Source organism: Hasllibacter sp. MH4015 (assembly GCF_020177575.1).
Classification (GTDB): Bacteria; Pseudomonadota; Alphaproteobacteria; order Rhodobacterales; family Rhodobacteraceae; genus Gymnodinialimonas.
The window spans coordinates 2,909,456-2,925,000 of sequence record NZ_JAHTBK010000001.1 but is presented as its reverse complement, the minus strand read 5'-3'; the positions used below and the strand labels follow the sequence as shown (position 1 = coordinate 2,925,000).

The window sequence follows — 15,545 nt, the reverse complement described above, 5'->3', positions numbered from 1 at the left end:
AATTCATGGCTAAGTGGGAAAGCAGGTGGGACGACCAAAACAACCAGGAGGTTGGCTTAGAAGCAGCCATCCTTTAAAGATAGCGTAACAGCTCACTGGTCTAAATAAGTTGTCCTGCGGCGAAGATGTATCGGGGCTCAAGCCATGAGCCGAAGCTGAGGATGCACATAGTGCATGGTAGCGGAGCGTAGTGTGACATAATTCCATGTCTCTTTAGCGGGTTCGCCCGTTCCGGAGACAAGGAGTTTTCTGTGAAGCCGGCCTGTGAGGGATCCGGTGGAGAGATCACTAGCGAGAATGATGACATGAGTAGCGACAAACAGGGTGAGAGACCCTGTCGCCGAAAGTCCAAGGGTTCCTGCTTAAAGCTAATCTGAGCAGGGTAAGCCGACCCCTAAGGCGAGGCCGAAAGGCGTAGTCGATGGGAACCAGGTTAATATTCCTGGGCCAGCCAGTAGTGACGGTTCGAGAAGATTGTTCCTCCTTATCGGATTGGAGGGGCCGTTAATCGGATCCTGGAAATAGCTCTGGCATAAGATCGTACCCTAAACCGACACAGGTGGACTGGTAGAGAATACCAAGGCGCTTGAGAGAACGATGTTGAAGGAACTCGGCAAAATACCTCCGTAAGTTCGCGAGAAGGAGGCCCAGTTTCTACGCAAGTATTGACTGGGGGCACAAACCAGGGGGTGGCGACTGTTTACTAAAAACACAGGGCTCTGCGAAGTCGCAAGACGACGTATAGGGTCTGACGCCTGCCCGGTGCCTGAAGGTTAAAAGGAGAGGTGCAAGCCTTGAATTGAAGCCCAGGTAAACGGCGGCCGTAACTATAACGGTCCTAAGGTAGCGAAATTCCTTGTCGGGTAAGTTCCGACCTGCACGAATGGCGTAACGACTTCCCCGCTGTCTCCAACATCGACTCAGCGAAATTGAATTGCCTGTCAAGATGCAGGCTTCCCGCGGTTAGACGGAAAGACCCCGTGCACCTTTACTACAGCTTCAGACTGGTAACAGGACTGGGATGTGCAGGATAGGTGGTAGGCTTTGAACCAGGAACGCCAGTTTCTGGGGAGCCACCCTTGAGATACCACCCTTCGCATTCTTGTTATCTAACCGCGGTCCGTTATCCGGATCCGGGACCCTCTGTGGCGGGTAGTTTGACTGGGGCGGTCGCCTCCTAAAGAGTAACGGAGGCGCGCGAAGGTTGGCTCAGAGCGGTCGGAAATCGCTCGTTGAGTGCAATGGCAGAAGCCAGCCTGACTGCGAGACTGACAAGTCGAGCAGAGTCGAAAGACGGCCATAGTGATCCGGTGGTCCCGAGTGGAAGGGCCATCGCTCAACGGATAAAAGGTACGCCGGGGATAACAGGCTGATGGTGCCCAAGAGTCCATATCGACGGCACCGTTTGGCACCTCGATGTCGGCTCATCTCATCCTGGGGCTGGAGCAGGTCCCAAGGGTACGGCTGTTCGCCGTTTAAAGAGGTACGTGAGCTGGGTTTAGAACGTCGTGAGACAGTTCGGTCCCTATCTGCCGTGGGTGTAGGATACTTGAGAGGAGTTGCCCCTAGTACGAGAGGACCGGGGTGAACGATCCACTGGTGGACCAGTTGTCATGCCAATGGCAGTGCTGGGTAGCTATGATCGGAAAGGATAACCGCTGAAGGCATCTAAGCGGGAAGCCCCCCTCAAAACAAGGTATCCCTGAGAACCGAGGTAGACCACCTCGTCGATAGGCCGGAGATGTAAGCGCAGCAATGCGTTCAGTTGACCGGTACTAATTGTTCGATAGGCTTGATTTGATCCAGTGAAAGGCAGATTTGCCCGAACCGGACCACAAGCATCACCAACACCATAACAGTGTTAAAATCTGGATAGTAAGCGCCTCAAAAACGCTGGCTGATCGTTTGTTTCTTTCTTGGTTTGGTGGTCATAGCACGAGCAAAACACCCGGCTCCATTCCGAACCCGGCCGTTAAGTGCCGTTGCGCCGATGGTACTGCGTCTTAAGGCGTGGGAGAGTAGGTCACCGCCAAACCTAGTAAGAAACAAACGTGTAACTCTCTGACGATAGACCTTCCCCATATCCGCAAATCGCCCGTCGCGTCACCGCGTGGCCGCTGCATAGCGTTCGTTCTATGTGCCTGGCGCAGCGCAAACGGCGGCGCAGTTTGATGCCAATGCGATCGCGCTTCCCTGACGCGCCGCCAAGCGTCTGAATCACAACATTTCTGTGACTGCCCCCCTTGCGACTCGGACCGAGGAGGGATACCTCACCCCCATTGGCGCGGGGTGGAGCAGCCCGGTAGCTCGTCAGGCTCATAACCTGAAGGTCGTAGGTTCAAATCCTACCCCCGCAACCAACAAAGGCCGCCCTTCGGGGCGGCTTTTGTCGTTTTGGCCTTCGAGTCGATCACATCACCGACCGGCCCCCATCCGGCCATCCACAGACGCAGGTCGGTGGCGGCTGACATGGGGCCGTCGCATGCCGCGCGATGCGACGCGGTCGCTCATGTCGGGGATTGGCTCGCCGGGTCCCATCCCCCCAAAGCGGAAATATCGGCGGCGGCTTCCAGCAGGTGTTCGGCCGACGCTTCCACCTTGGCCGGGGTGGCGTGATCGGTGATTGTCCAGGCCGAAAGAGCGGCGGTGACGTCGCCCTGCGCATCCCGGATCGGGGCGGACATGCCGATCACGTGCAGATACTCCTCCCGAATCGCCATCGCGTAACCGCGGTCCCGGACCGCGGGCATCTCGGCCTCAAGCGCGGCGGCGCTGGTTTTGGTATACTCGGTGAACTTCTGGAGATTCAGGGTCTCCAACAGGTCGGCCCGCCGCCGGTCGGACATATGGGCGAGGAAGATCTTACCAGCCGCCGTGCAATGGAGCGGCGCCCGGTCGCCCGCACGCGCCGCAAGCCGCAGCGACAGGTGATCGGAGGTGCGCAGATACAGAATGAACTCATCATCGTGGATGGAAATCGCGGAGTTGAGCCCCGATGCGGCGCTCAGCGCCTCCATCACGGGCAGGGCGACGTCCTGAATATCGGTGCGATGCCAACTGGATCGCGCCCATCGCCGCAAGCGTGGCCCGGTGAAGTAGGTGCGGCTGGACCGGTCGTAGCCGACCATGTTCTCCGCCTGCAGCACCGCAAGGATCCGGTGGCAGGAGCTTTTGACGAACCCGGTTTGCGCCACAATGTCGGAAAACGCCAAGGGTTGCCGCGCATGGCTCAGCACGTCGATCACCATCGCGCATTTTGTAACGATGGAGCTTTCCTTGGGCCGGGTCACGTCCGACGCCCACCCATGCGATCAAGGCGCGCAGCTGCGCCAGGGCGCATCGTGCGGGTGAGAAAAGGGGTTGACCCAAGGGGCACTTTGGATAGCCTTATTTTACGGAACAATAGTTCTGCAATGTAGGAGTTTACGGCGACGGTGGAAAATAGCAATGGCTGCCGCCCCGCGATGTGAGCGAACCTCGAAAAAACAAGACTGACTTCTCAACAGGAGAGACACATGAAAAAGACAATCGCTTCGCTGCTCGCCGGCACCGCGATCCTCGCTTCCGGGCAGGCCGCCCTTGCCGATGGCCATCTGGAAGAGATCACCGTCGCGTATTTCCTCGAATGGCCGATGCCGTTCCAGTTCGCCAAGGTGGAAGGCATGTATGAAGAGGCCATGGGCGTCTCGATCAACTGGGTGGCCTTCGACACCGGCGTTGCGATGTCCGCCGCCATGGCCTCGGGCGACGTGCACCTGTCCGTCAGCCAAGGCCTGCCGCCGTTCATCGTCGCGACCTCCGCCGGTCAGGATCTGGAGCTTCTCGACGTGGCCGTGTCCTACGCCGACAACGACAATTGCGTCGTCGCTGAAGCGCTGGAAATCGACGCGTCCAACACCGGTGATCTTGAGGGTCTGACCGTTGGCGTGCCGTTGGGAACGGCCGCGCATTACGGCTTCCTCGCGCAGATGAATCACTTCGGCGTGGACGTCTCGACCATGAACGTGGTCGACATGGCGCCGCCCGATGGCGCGGCCGCCTTCGCCCAAGGTGAGCTGGACATGGTCTGTGGCTGGGGTGGCGCGCTCCGCCGGATGCTGGAGAACGGCAACGTTCTGCTGACCGGCGCGGAGAAGACCGAACTGGGCATCCTGGTGTTCGATGTAACCTCGGCGCCCGCGTCCTTCGTGGCCGAAAATCCCGAGCTGGTCGAACAATTCCTGGCCGTGACCGCGGAAGCCAACGCCATGTGGGCGGCGGGTGACATGCGCGACGAAATGCTGGAAGTGATCGCACAGGATGCCGGTATGGACCTCGAAGCCACGGCGGAAACCATCGACACGTTCGTCTTCCCGACCGTGGAAGAGCAACTCAGCGAAGCCTGGCTTGGTGGCAATGTCGGTGAGTTCATGACCGGTGTGGCAACGGTCTTCGCGGATGCAGGCTCGATCGACGGCACGCTCGACGATTACGGCTCGCTCGTGAACACCGCGCCGTTGCAGGCCGCGGCCCAGTAAGGCGACCGCCTTGTGATACCGGCCCGCCGCGACCATTGCATCGCGGCGGGCCTTCTCATACCCGCCGGGCCTCCAGATCGGCCCCCCTGCGTCGGAGCATATTCCGCAGATGTCGGACCTTCTGATCAACAGCATATCCATGCGCTTCGAGTTGCCCGATGGCGGCGCGGTGCAGGCGCTTGAGAATGTCAGCCTGAACCTGAAACAGGGGGAGCTGATGTCGGTCCTCGGCCCCTCGGGCTGTGGCAAGACGACCCTTCTCAACATCGTCGCCGGTTTCCTCGCCCCGACGGCAGGCACGATTGAAATCAACGGCCACGAAGTCACCGGCCCCGCGCCCGAGCGTGGCATGGTGTTCCAGAAAGGCGCGCTGTTCGAATGGATGAGCGTGCGCAAAAACGTTGATTTCGGCCCCCGCATGAAGGGGATGCCCGAGAAAGAGCGCCGCGAGACGACCGACCACCTGCTCAACGCCGTGGGTCTCCAGGACTTCAAGGAAAAAGCGATCTACGAACTTTCCGGCGGCATGCAACAGCGCGTGGCGCTGGCCCGCTGCCTTGCCAACGATCCCGACGTGATCTTGATGGACGAACCGCTTGGCGCGCTTGACGCCCTGACGCGCGAAAAGATGCAAGGCCTGGTCCTGAAGCTGTGGAAAGAGACGGGCAAGACGATCATCCTCATCACCCACTCGGTCGAAGAGGCACTGCTTCTGGGCCAGCGGCTGGTCGTGATGGCCCCGCGCCCGGGGCGCATCCATTCCGAATATGCGCTGCCCTTTGCAGAGGAAGGCGTCGGCAAGGATCTGCGCGAAGTGAAGCTGCACCCCGACTTCAACCCGCGGCGCGAAGAAATCCTCTCCCTCATCTGGGAGATGGAAGAAGAGATTATGGGCCGGAAGGAGGGCTGAGATATGATCGTACTTGCGTTCTACGTAGCACTCTTCGTGGGCTGCTATTTCGTCGTGAAACTGGTGCGCTCCCAGATGGATGCGCGCCGCGATTTCACCTCCCTCAAGACTGTGACCTTCGGCGACGAAAGCGCGGTGACACCGGACCGGATCGCATCGGTCCTGTCGGTTGTGTGCCTGTTTGTCATCTGGGGCGCTTTCACCAATTCGGTTCTGGTGCCGTTCCACGTGCCGGGCCCCTATTCCGGGGACACACAGTTCACCTACACCGCCGAAACCTCCGACGGCGAAAGCGCGGAGGCGACCGTATTCATCCGGGTCTATGGCCGCGATGAGGAGGAAGGCGATCCGCCCGAAATCGATGAAGGCGACGGGCTTGCCCTGAACGACGCGGCCTCTGCCGGCGCGTGGGGCTCTGCGCTGATCCGTGCGCCCCGCAACGATCCCGGCGCGGAGGGCGATGATGGCTACGGTATCGTCGCGATCAACGGTGAGCCTATCGCGACCAACGGAACGATCGACGTGGGCAGCGGAACCGTCACGCTGACCGCGCGCGGGTCGCTCAACTACACACCGAATGCAGGCATGCAGATGCAGCCGATCTGGCTGCCCGCGCCCGAGGCGATCTGGTTCCGCCTCAAGGAAATCTGGACCGATGGCTACCAGAACTCGACCCTGCTGGAACATCTCTGGGCATCGCTTTTCCGCGTGCTTGGCGGCTTCTTCTTCGGGGCGCTGGTGGGCATCCCGCTGGGATACGCCATGGGCCTGAGCGGTTGGTTCCGGGGGTGGTTCGATCCCATCGTGGAATTCATGCGACCGGTGCCGCCATTGGCCCTGATCCCGCTTGTCATCATCTGGTTCGGCATCTTCGAGACGGGCAAGATCGTGCTCCTGTTCCTTGCGGCGCTCTGGATCATGACGATTGCGGCGCGAGCGGGAGTGGCTGGTGTGAACATATCCAAAATCCACGCGGCTTATTCGCTGGGGGCCTCGAAAGGGCAAATCCTGTGGCACGTGATCGTGCCGAACTCGCTGCCCGAGATCTTCACCGGCGCACGGGTGGCGATGGGGGTCTGTTGGGGCACGGTGGTCGCCGCGGAACTCGTGGCCGCAACTCAGGGTGCGGGCATGATGATTATCGCGGCGTCTCGCTTCCAGCTGACCGATATCGTGATCCTCGGCATCATCCTGATCGGGATCATCGGCTTCGGCATCGATATCTTGATGCGGATGGCGGAAAACTGGCTGGTGCCGTGGAAGGGCAAAAGCTGAACGGCCGAACGTCGGAGCGACCATGGAAACGCGCCGGCCCGGGGGTCGGCGCGTGTTCGTTCGGGCCTAGCGCCGCAGCAGGCGGTAAGGGCCCTTAACGATGCTGTCCACGCCCGCCATCCGGGCCATGTGCCAGGCCAATGACAGGTTGCTGCCGAAGACGGGCATGTCCAATTCCGCCTCCAGCCCTTCGATTATGTCGAGCGTGCGCAGGTTCGTGCAGGACAGAAAAATGGCATCGACATCTCCTTGCCGCGCGATCATCCGTGCGCCTTCGGCGATAGAAGCCGGGTCTATGCGGGCCACGTTCGCCTCCTCCGCCTCCCCGAAGCTGAGCGTGCGGACGACACCGATCCCCGCATCCCGAAACGCATCGGCAAGCGCGTCGGCGATCCCGCTGGTATAGGGCGACAGAATCCCAAGCCGAGAGGCACCGACATGGGCCACCGCGGCGTGGGCCGCCGACAGCGGGTTGCACACGCGCCGCGTTGTACACGCGCTCTGCACCAGCGCCGCGACCTTGTCCGCCCCGATCAGCGTCGTCCCGGAGGTGCAGGCATAAGCCACGGCATCGAAGCGCGCGGCCCGCGGCAGCAGCGTCGCGGCGCTCGGCAGGTTGTCGGCCATGGCCGCGATCATCTGGGGCGTCAGCGTATCGCCCGACGGCACCCGGCTGACGTAAAGCGCGACATCTGGGTCCGGGATCAGGCGGCGAAAATCATGCTCGATCGTCTCGTCGCTTTGCAGGACGATCAGGCCGAGTGTGGCGGTGCGGCCAAGTGGATCGGTCAGGCGATAGGGCGCGCGGGTCATATCTCGATCACCGGCAAGTCGCGCGGCGCGCGGGTCGACAGAAGCTCCGGCCCGTCCGCGCGCAGCACGATGTTTTCCTCGTGGACAAGGATACAATCGCCGTAGACATGGGCCGACGGCTCCAGCGTCAGGACCATCCCGTCGCGCAATTCTGTCACGTCCCTTGGCGTGAAGGACGGCCATTCCGTCAGCGTCACGCCAAGCCCGTGGCCAAGGCGCCCGCCGCAGGGACGTTCCCCCAGATCCTCCAACGCACGCGCCATAATCCGATGCGCATCCCGCGCCAGCATGCCGGGGCGAAGTTGCGCCAAGGCCGCATCCGTCGCGTGGTGCAGCGCAAGATGAACCCGCAGCGCCGCATCGGATGGCGCGCTAATGGCGAAGTTTCGGTCGAAGTCACCGAAATACCCGTCCTTCACGGCCCCGGTGTCCAACATAAGGATATCGCCCGCCCGCAAAGGCATGTCCGCCGCCGGGGAAATCACGTCCCCGTACCCGCCCTGTCCCGCGCCGCCCGCAACGTAGCTGACCCAATCGGCCCCATGGTCCAGCAACGCCATCTGGAACCGGCGAAACACCTGGTCCAGCCGCCTCTCGCCCCGCACGATTTCCGGCACATCCGCAAAGGCTGCGTCTGCCACGGCACAGGCGGCGCGGATCTTGGTGATCTCCGCCTCCGACTTCACTTCGCGCACGCGGTGGACGATAGCGGTCGCATCGCAAAGCTCGAACGCCTCTAGCAGAGCCATCATCGTGGCAAAAGGCGCACGGGCATGTGTCTCCAGCCCCATCGGGGTGCCGACAGCGCCCGCGCCCGCCACCTCGCGCAGTGTGCCGATCAACAGGCTGACCCCGTCATCGAGCGGATCTGGGGCATCCCACGTTCGGATATCGTTGATCCAGGTCCGACCCATCAGATCGGCCCCGATCCCCGGGATCACCGCGATCGGAGCGCCCTGCGCCGGAACGACAACGAACCAGGGGCGCGCGGGGCTTTCCCAGAACCGGGTCAGGAAGCCGGTGGTGTAGAAAATATCCGCAGCACTCGTCAGTAGCAGCGCCGCATGGCCTGCCCGCGCCATGCGGCGCTGCAGGGCATCCACCCGCCGCCGGTATTCCTCTGCCGGGAAGATCAGGGATCGGTCAGCCATCCTCCGGCCCTTCGCTGAGGACCACAAGCACCCGTGCGTCCTGCGGCAGATCGACGGCGCGGCCGAGTAACGCCGCCGCACCTGCCGCGCCGGATGGCGTGCTCGGAAAACCCATCCCAGCCAGTTGCGCGGTGCCATCCGCGGCCTGCTCCTCCGAAATCGTCACGAACGTGTCGGCATCCCGCGACAGCGACGCCAACGCCACCACCGACGGCGTCTTGCAATCCAGCCGCCCCATGTCCGACACCGGCCCGTCCGCCGTCACCAACCGGCCCGCTTGGATGGAGGCGATCAGCGCCGGGGCGAATTCCGGCTCCACTACGATGATCCGCGGGGCGTCCCCCCAGGCCCGGCGCGCATGGGCGGCAAACGCGGCGGCCAATCCCCCCACACCGGCTTGCAGGAAGATGTCCGTGGGTGGCTCCGGCATCTGCTCCACCGCTTCCGCGGCCATTTGCAGATAGCCTTCCATCACGTCCATGGCCGGGTCCACGTACCCCTCCCACGTGCTGTCGGACAGCAGCGTCCATCCTTTGTCGCGCGCGGCCTGGGCGGCGGCGTTCATGCTGGCCTCGTATTGCGCACCGGCACGCACGACCTCCGCCCCCTTGGCGCGCAATTTGAGGGCGAAGGACTCCGGCACCGTGTCGGCGAGGTAGATGATCGCGCGCGCACCGAAGATCGCGGCCCCCGCTGCCACGGAAAGACCGTGATTGCCGGCACTCGCGGCCACGAAAGTACGCCCGCTCAGCGCCTGATCCATCGGGTCCTTACCGGTCTTCGCCGCCTCCCTCGCGATGGCGTGGGCCGCGCCGAGCGCCTTAAAACTGCCCAGGCCCATTCGCCCCCGTTCGTCCTTGATATGCACGTGGGCAACATTGGCCGCCCGCGCCACATCATCGGCATCGACCAGCGGCGTGACAGCGTGTTTGGGACACTGCGCCAATAGGGCCGACACGGCGCGCGCATCGTCCCGTGTTCGCGGCGCATCCAGCATCAGGCCGGTCCCGCGAAAAGGGTTCTGAACAGGTTTCATACCGCAGGCTCCGCCATCGTCTTGTGTCGCCGCAAACCAAACGTCACCCGTGACACGGCTGCAAGGGGAACGCCGAGTAGCATTTGTAACCAATCACTGTTAGCGGTTGTTTCCATGACCCGACCTGCGCCGTTTCACCTGCCCCATTTCCTGCCCTACCTCCTCAACCAGGCGGCGGAGGCCGCGTCTCAGGGCTTCCAAGAGTATTACCGGACCCGTTACGGCATGTTGCGCACGGAATGGCGGGTGCTGTTCCACCTGGGCTGTTACGGCACGCTGTCGGCCAAGGAGATTTGCGAAAAGGCCGCCATCCACAAGACCAAGGTTAGCCGCGCCGTGGCGGCTTTGGAGAACAAGCGCCTGCTGACCCGCGGCGCGCTGGCGGAGGATCGGCGGGTGGAGCAACTGGACCTCACGGCCAAAGGTCAGGCGGTGTTCGAGGATCTGAGCGCCGCTGCCGAGCGGTTCGAGGCGGAGCTGGTCGATGGCCTTGCCCCCGACGATCTGGACAGGCTGCGCGACAACCTCCTGCACCTTGCGAACCTCAGGACCGGGCCCCGGTGATTCGGTTTGCCGATCCCCAGGCAACGATCAATCGCTGTGGCAGCGTCGATTGATGCGCGTGGAAGCGGGCGGGCTTCCGCACCCACACCGGCAACCCAGCATGTCCCACCCCGCGCGACCCATTCTCAATTGATGTAGGCCGAGGTGCCTCTCGGCAGGGTATCGGCACGTATGCGCAGGCGCGCCGTGTCCGATTGCTATAGGGCCGCCGCGTCGTACTCCGTCCGCGCGGTGCGGCTCCCGCCAAGACCATGCCGACAGGCTGCCCCCGCGTCCCCTGAACCCCGCGCGATAACCGGTGGACGAAGTCCCGCGTTGTTTTTATCGTTTCAGAAAAATCCATGGGAGGATCAAATGACCAAACTGCAAACCTTGCGGCTGACCTGTGCCGCGACCGCCTTGATGGCCGCCGGTGCGGCATCGGCGGATGAAGTGAGTTTCCTGTGCTACCAGAACGGCAATGAATGCGATGTTCTGGGCGCCTTGGCCGAAGATTTCGCGGCCGCGTCCGGCCACACGATCGCCATGGAAGTCGTGGGTTACGAGATCGTGCGCGATCAGTTGGAAAACCAATTACAGACGGATGCCGCGCCCGATGTGGCGCGCGTCACGAACCTTGGCGGCCTGAACCAGTATTACCTTGATCTGACGCCCTACGTGGACGCCGATTACATGGAAGAAGCCTATGGCGCGGTTCTGGGTTGGTATCGCGCGCCCGGTGGCGAGGATATGGGCATCTACGGCTGGCCGACGGAGCTGACCGTGACCGGCCCCTACATCAATGTCACCATGTTCGATGATGCAGGCGTGGAGATCCCCGGCGAAGGTGCCATGTGGGACGATTGGGCGACGGCCCTGGCGGAAGTTCAGGAGACGCTCGGCCTCGATGCGGCCTTCGCCATGGACCGCACCGCCCACCGCTGGGCGGGTCCCGCGTTTTCCTACGGCGCGGCATTCTTCGATGATAATGGAGAGCCGATCCTCGTCGATGAGGGCTTCCGCACCTATGCGGAAACCTTCGTGGGCTGGCACGAAAGCGGCCTGATGCCCGCCGATGGCTGGCCCGCTGGCACCGGCACTGCCTATCGCAACGCGGCACCGCTGTTCCTGTCGGGGTCGGTTGCCATGCACATGTCGGGGTCGTGGATGATCGGCAACTACGCCGAAAACATCACCGATTTCGAATGGCGTGCGGTTCCCGCACCCTGCGGCCCGGGCGGCTGCGGCGCCATGCCGGGCGGTGCAGGCATCGTAGCGTTCGAGTCCACCGACGTGCCGGAAGCAGCTGCAGCGTGGATCGCATTCCTTGCGGAAGAGGAAAACGCGGCCCGTTACGCGGCAGAGACCCGGTCGATCACGGCCCATGCGGGGCTTCAGGCTTCCGGCGTGGATTACGGCGACGCCTCGCCCGCCGTGGCGCAAGCCCTTTCGACCTTCGCGGCCTCCATCGGCAATGCGGCAGAATCCACACCCCAGGCCTTCACGTTCCAGGGCTATCCCCAGAACTTCGTGATCTACGGCGTTGTGCCGGACTACATCACGCAGGTTATCACGGGTGAAATGAGCCTCGATGACGCGCTGGCGGCCATCGACGCGGATGTTGCCGCACAGATCGCGGAATAAGGACCGGGCGGCGGGGCCGGGCGCATGTGGACGGCGGTTGAAAACGCCTTCGCAGGCTCGGCCTGGCCGCTAGGGTTCCTGGTATATCTCATCGTTGGGGCGGTCGTTGCCCGCCCCACCGGCACCTTCGGCTCCCGCGCCATGGCCGTGCTCGGCTGGCCGCTGGAGCTGGCGCAGAAGATGCGGGGCCACGGGCCTTTGCCCTACCTCTTCCTTCTGCCCAACCTCCTTGTCTTCGGCATCTTCACCTTCGCGCCGCTCTTCATCAATGTGGGCTTCAGCGTCACCGAGGGCCAAAGCATCAACTTTTCCGACCGTCCCTTCGCGGGAACGGAGAACTGGCAACGCCTTCTGGCGGAAACGCAGATCGACACCGGCGCGCCGAACCTTGAAGACGATCAATTCTACCGCGCCGTGATGGACACGTCGATTTTCGTGATCTTCCAGGTCCCGATCATGGTGCTGTTTTCTCTGATCACCGCTTTGGTCCTGAACCGTGATATCGTGGCCCGCGGCCTCTGGCGGTCGATCTTCTTCTACCCCGTCATGCTGTCGCCCGTGGTCGTCGGCTTCCTCTGGACCCTGATCCTGAAGCGGCAGGGCCTGATGTCGGTCACACTCATGCAATGGGGCTGGATAGATGAGCCGATCCAATGGCTCGTCGATCCGAACTGGACGATGTTCTGGTCCATCTTCGTCTACACCTGGGCGCATCTGGGCTTCTACATGCTGATCCTTCTCGCGGGCCTGCAGGCGATCCCCGGCGACCTCTACGAGGCGGCGGAGATGGACGGCGCGTCGCCCTGGCGGGTGCTCACCAAGATCACTCTGCCCCTGCTGATGCCAACGCTTCTGGTGGTCACGATCCTGTCGCTGATCAAGGCGTTCCAGGCATTCGAGGAGCTTTACGCGATGCAGGTCGGCTGGATTTCCATCGTCGCCTACATATTCGAGACCGCCGGTCTGCGCGGCAATCCCACACCCAACGGCCTTGGCATCGCGGCCACCGCGTCACTGATCATCGCGGGCGTGTTGGCGCTGCTTTCTATCGTACAGATTTTCCTGAGCGGACGGAACGCGCGATGAGCGGGGTCTGGGATTTCTTCACCCGGACGCAGGGACGGGGGCGGCTGACCGTAACGGACTGGCTCTCCTACGCTTATCTGCTGCTCGGATTCCTGATCATCCTCGTGCCGGTCTTATGGCTCGGCCTGAACTCCGTCAAAACCCAGTTTCAGATCGAAAGCCAGGATCTGTCGCTGCTGCCCGGCGATTTCGAGCGTGTGGCGCGCGCCACCGTTAACGGGCCGGACGGGCGAGAGATATTCGTGATCGCCGACCTGCCGGATTGGGTGCTGAACTGGTCCGATCTCTCCGCGCAGGAACAGGCCGATCGCGATGTGGGGGCGTTCCTTGCGGATTACGAGGGCAACACGCTCTACGCGCTCCGGTCCCACCTAGGGCAGGTGTCCAACGCTGCCCGGGCCGTCATCGCGGCGGAGGGGCTGCCGGTCTGGCTCAACCGCTACGGCGCGCTGACCCCGTCCGCGCGGGAGGCATTCGATCTGGACGCCGTCGTGGCCACCCTGACGCCCGAACAGGAACGCCTGATCCTCGAATATCTGGGCGTGGAGCCATACCAGCCGAACCGCATCGTCACGCAGGCCCTTGTGACCGCCCCGCATCCGGATACGGGCGACGTCCTGCAATGGGCCGTCCCCAACCCCAACGCGACCTCCGAGTTTTTGCCGGGCCGGGCCGTCGATGGCTCCATCGAAGGGGTCGTGCGCCTTCCGCGTGAGTCGGTTGTGACCGAACGCAACATCGCGCCCGATTGGGGCAATTATATCGAGCCGCTGACCGGCACCGCCTATGGCGTGAACGTCGATTTCGCGACCTGTATCACCAATTCGGTCCTTGTAACCGTCATCGCCACGCTGATGACGCTGCTCATCAATTCCATGGCCGCCTTCGCGCTTTCGAAATACACGTTCCGGGGGCAGACCTTCTTCCTCGTGATGATCCTCGCCACCCTCATGGTGCCTGCCACGATCACGCTGGTGGGGGTGTTCAAGGCAATCAACGCCACGGGCCTTTCCGGCTCCATCTGGGGCGTCATCATTCCCGGCGCGGCCACACCGGCGGGCGTCTTCCTGCTGCGCCAGTACATGCTGACCATCCCCGACGAGTTGCTGGAGGCCGCGCGCATGGACTCCGCGTCTGAATGGAAGGTCTACTGGCGCATCGTCCTGCCCCTCGCCCTTCCCGCGATCGCGGCACTTGGCATCCTCAGCGTGATCTGGCGCTGGAACGACCTGATCATCCCCATGGTCGCCATCGCCACGAACACCGAGGCTTACACGATCCAACTCTGCCTCCTCGAATTCCGGGGTGAGCATATCAGCCAGGAACATTACCGCCTTGCGATGACGGTCGTGTCGCTGATCCCCACGACGCTCGTCTTCGTCTTCCTGCAAAAGTACATCACCACCGGTATCGCCAACACCGGCATGAAATGAGCGCGCTCAAGTAGCGAAGCGATAGCGCATAAGGAAAACTTCCATGGCCCTGTTAGAGCTCCGCAACGTCAAGAAAGCCTACGGCCCGGTGGAGGTGATCCACGGCATCGACATCACCGTGCAATCGGGCGAATTTTGCGTGTTTGTCGGCCCGTCCGGCTGTGGGAAATCCACGCTTCTGCGCATGATCGCGGGGCTTGAGAAGATCTCGTCCGGCGAAATCGCGATTGATGACGAGGTTCTGAACGACGTCACTGCGTCGGAGCGCGGGCTGGCGATGGTATTCCAAAGCTACGCGCTCTACCCCCATATGTCGGTGCGCAACAACCTCAGCTTCGGGTTGGAGAATATCGGGATGCCCCGGGCGGAGATCGACAGCCGCGTGAACGAAGCTGCGCGGATGTTGCAGATCGACGACTACCTCGATCGTCGCCCCGGCCAACTCTCGGGCGGTCAGCGCCAGCGCGTTGCGATCGGCCGCGCCGTGGTTCGCGAACCGCGCGTGTTCCTGTTCGATGAGCCGCTCTCGAACCTCGACGCCGAATTGCGGGTCGCCACACGCGGCGAGATTTCCGCCCTCCACAAACGACTTGGCAACACCATGGTCTACGTGACCCACGATCAGGTCGAGGCCATGACCATGGCCGACAAGATCGCGGTGTTGCGCGCGGGTATGCTGGAACAATTCGGACCGCCGCTGGAATTGTTCAACGCGCCCGCAAACCGCTTCGTCGCCGGGTTCATCGGATCGCCCAAGATGAACTTCATCAGGGGTACGATGGGGAAGGCGGGCAAATTTTTCTCCGACGGCGGCGCCGAGGTGCAACTGGATGCCAATCGCTTCAACACCCGCCCCAACCAGGCGGTGGAGCTGGGCGTCCGCCCCAGCCATACCAGCCCAGCGGACGGCGCAGGTGTGCCGCTCAAGGTCCGCGCGGTGGAACAGCTCGGGACGGAGACCTTCGTTTACGGTGCCGTCGACGGGGCCGAGGACTTCGCCATGCAACTTACGGGCCAAGTCGATATTCAGCCCGACACGGTGCAGCAGGTCGCCATCGACGCGACCGCCGCACATCTTTTCGACCTCGACAGCGGGCTAAGCTGCGCCGCGGACTGACCCGCGATCTCCCGCTTGAC

The 15,545-nt window shown here is 62.6% G+C and carries 12 protein-coding genes, 1 tRNA gene and 2 rRNA genes (1 of these 15 cut by a window edge); 11 read left to right on the top strand and 4 right to left on the bottom strand.

The features are described 5' to 3' along the window. The 3 genes from KUW62_RS14895 to KUW62_RS14885 all read left to right on the top strand — a co-directional run. Window positions 1–1,800: ribosomal RNA gene (locus KUW62_RS14895) — 23S ribosomal RNA — on the top strand; it begins 1,030 nt to the left of the window's first position. Window positions 1,801–1,920: 120 nt separating this feature from the next. Beyond that, window positions 1,921–2,035: ribosomal RNA gene (gene rrf / locus KUW62_RS14890) — 5S ribosomal RNA — on the top strand. A 248-nt stretch (window positions 2,036–2,283) separates the two neighbouring features. Then, window positions 2,284–2,360: transfer RNA gene (locus KUW62_RS14885), tRNA-Met, on the top strand. A gap of 147 nt (window positions 2,361–2,507) precedes the next feature. Here KUW62_RS14885 and KUW62_RS14880 read toward each other — a convergent pair. Beyond that, entirely contained in the window at window positions 2,508–3,290 is a 783-nt protein-coding gene (locus KUW62_RS14880; RefSeq protein WP_224816251.1) for an IclR family transcriptional regulator, read from the bottom strand. Between the two features lie 225 nt (window positions 3,291–3,515). Here KUW62_RS14880 and KUW62_RS14875 point away from each other — a divergent pair, with 225 nt between their 5' ends. From KUW62_RS14875 to KUW62_RS14865, 3 genes are all read left to right on the top strand, one after another. Beyond that, window positions 3,516–4,517, top strand: coding sequence for an ABC transporter substrate-binding protein (locus KUW62_RS14875; protein ID WP_224816250.1), 1,002 nt, complete (start codon window positions 3,516–3,518; stop codon window positions 4,515–4,517). Between the two features lie 109 nt (window positions 4,518–4,626). Further along, complete coding sequence (locus tag KUW62_RS14870; RefSeq protein WP_224816249.1) at window positions 4,627–5,427, top strand: taurine ABC transporter ATP-binding protein; 801 nt, start codon at window positions 4,627–4,629, stop codon at window positions 5,425–5,427. 3 nt (window positions 5,428–5,430) lie between these two features. Then, window positions 5,431–6,702, top strand: a complete 1,272-nt coding sequence (locus tag KUW62_RS14865; protein WP_224816248.1) for an ABC transporter permease — start codon at window positions 5,431–5,433, stop codon at window positions 6,700–6,702. Between the two features lie 66 nt (window positions 6,703–6,768). On the opposite strand, the gene KUW62_RS14860 is transcribed toward KUW62_RS14865, so the two are convergent. Genes KUW62_RS14860 through KUW62_RS14850 form a run of 3 tightly spaced genes read right to left on the bottom strand, consistent with a single transcriptional unit; the run spans window position 6,769 to window position 9,702 of the window. After that, a complete protein-coding gene (locus KUW62_RS14860; protein WP_224816247.1) occupies window positions 6,769–7,515 on the bottom strand; it encodes an aspartate/glutamate racemase family protein in 747 nt (248 codons plus the stop codon). Beyond that, window positions 7,512–8,666 carry a Xaa-Pro peptidase family protein gene (locus KUW62_RS14855; protein WP_224816246.1) on the bottom strand — a complete coding sequence of 385 codons (1,155 nt, stop codon included), beginning with the start codon at window positions 8,664–8,666 and terminating at the stop codon, window positions 7,512–7,514. The genes KUW62_RS14860 and KUW62_RS14855 overlap by 4 nt, the downstream gene beginning before the upstream one ends. Next, a complete protein-coding gene (locus KUW62_RS14850) occupies window positions 8,659–9,702 on the bottom strand; it encodes a pyridoxal-phosphate dependent enzyme (RefSeq protein ID WP_224816245.1) in 1,044 nt (347 codons plus the stop codon). The genes KUW62_RS14855 and KUW62_RS14850 overlap by 8 nt, the downstream gene beginning before the upstream one ends. 114 nt (window positions 9,703–9,816) lie before the next feature. Between KUW62_RS14850 and KUW62_RS14845 the strand changes: the two genes are divergently transcribed. The 5 genes from KUW62_RS14845 to KUW62_RS14825 all read left to right on the top strand — a co-directional run bounded on the left by KUW62_RS14845 (window position 9,817) and on the right by KUW62_RS14825 (window position 15,525). Then, complete coding sequence (locus KUW62_RS14845) at window positions 9,817–10,266, top strand: MarR family winged helix-turn-helix transcriptional regulator (protein ID WP_224816244.1); 450 nt, start codon at window positions 9,817–9,819, stop codon at window positions 10,264–10,266. A gap of 354 nt (window positions 10,267–10,620) precedes the next feature. Next, window positions 10,621–11,889, top strand: coding sequence for an ABC transporter substrate-binding protein (locus tag KUW62_RS14840; protein ID WP_224816243.1), 1,269 nt, complete (start codon window positions 10,621–10,623; stop codon window positions 11,887–11,889). 24 nt (window positions 11,890–11,913) lie between these two features. Beyond that, the gene (locus KUW62_RS14835; protein ID WP_224816242.1) at window positions 11,914–12,975 is read left to right on the top strand and encodes a carbohydrate ABC transporter permease; all 1,062 of its coding nucleotides are present in this window, start codon (window positions 11,914–11,916) and stop codon (window positions 12,973–12,975) included. Continuing rightward, window positions 12,972–14,408: a carbohydrate ABC transporter permease gene (locus KUW62_RS14830; protein ID WP_224816241.1), complete on the top strand. Its 1,437-nt coding sequence runs from the start codon at window positions 12,972–12,974 to the stop codon at window positions 14,406–14,408. Before KUW62_RS14835 ends, KUW62_RS14830 begins: the two co-directional genes overlap by 4 nt. Before the next feature lie 43 nt (window positions 14,409–14,451). Beyond that, entirely contained in the window at window positions 14,452–15,525 is a 1,074-nt protein-coding gene (locus KUW62_RS14825) for an ABC transporter ATP-binding protein (RefSeq protein ID WP_224816240.1), read from the top strand. Window positions 15,526–15,545: the final 20 nt, after the last annotated feature.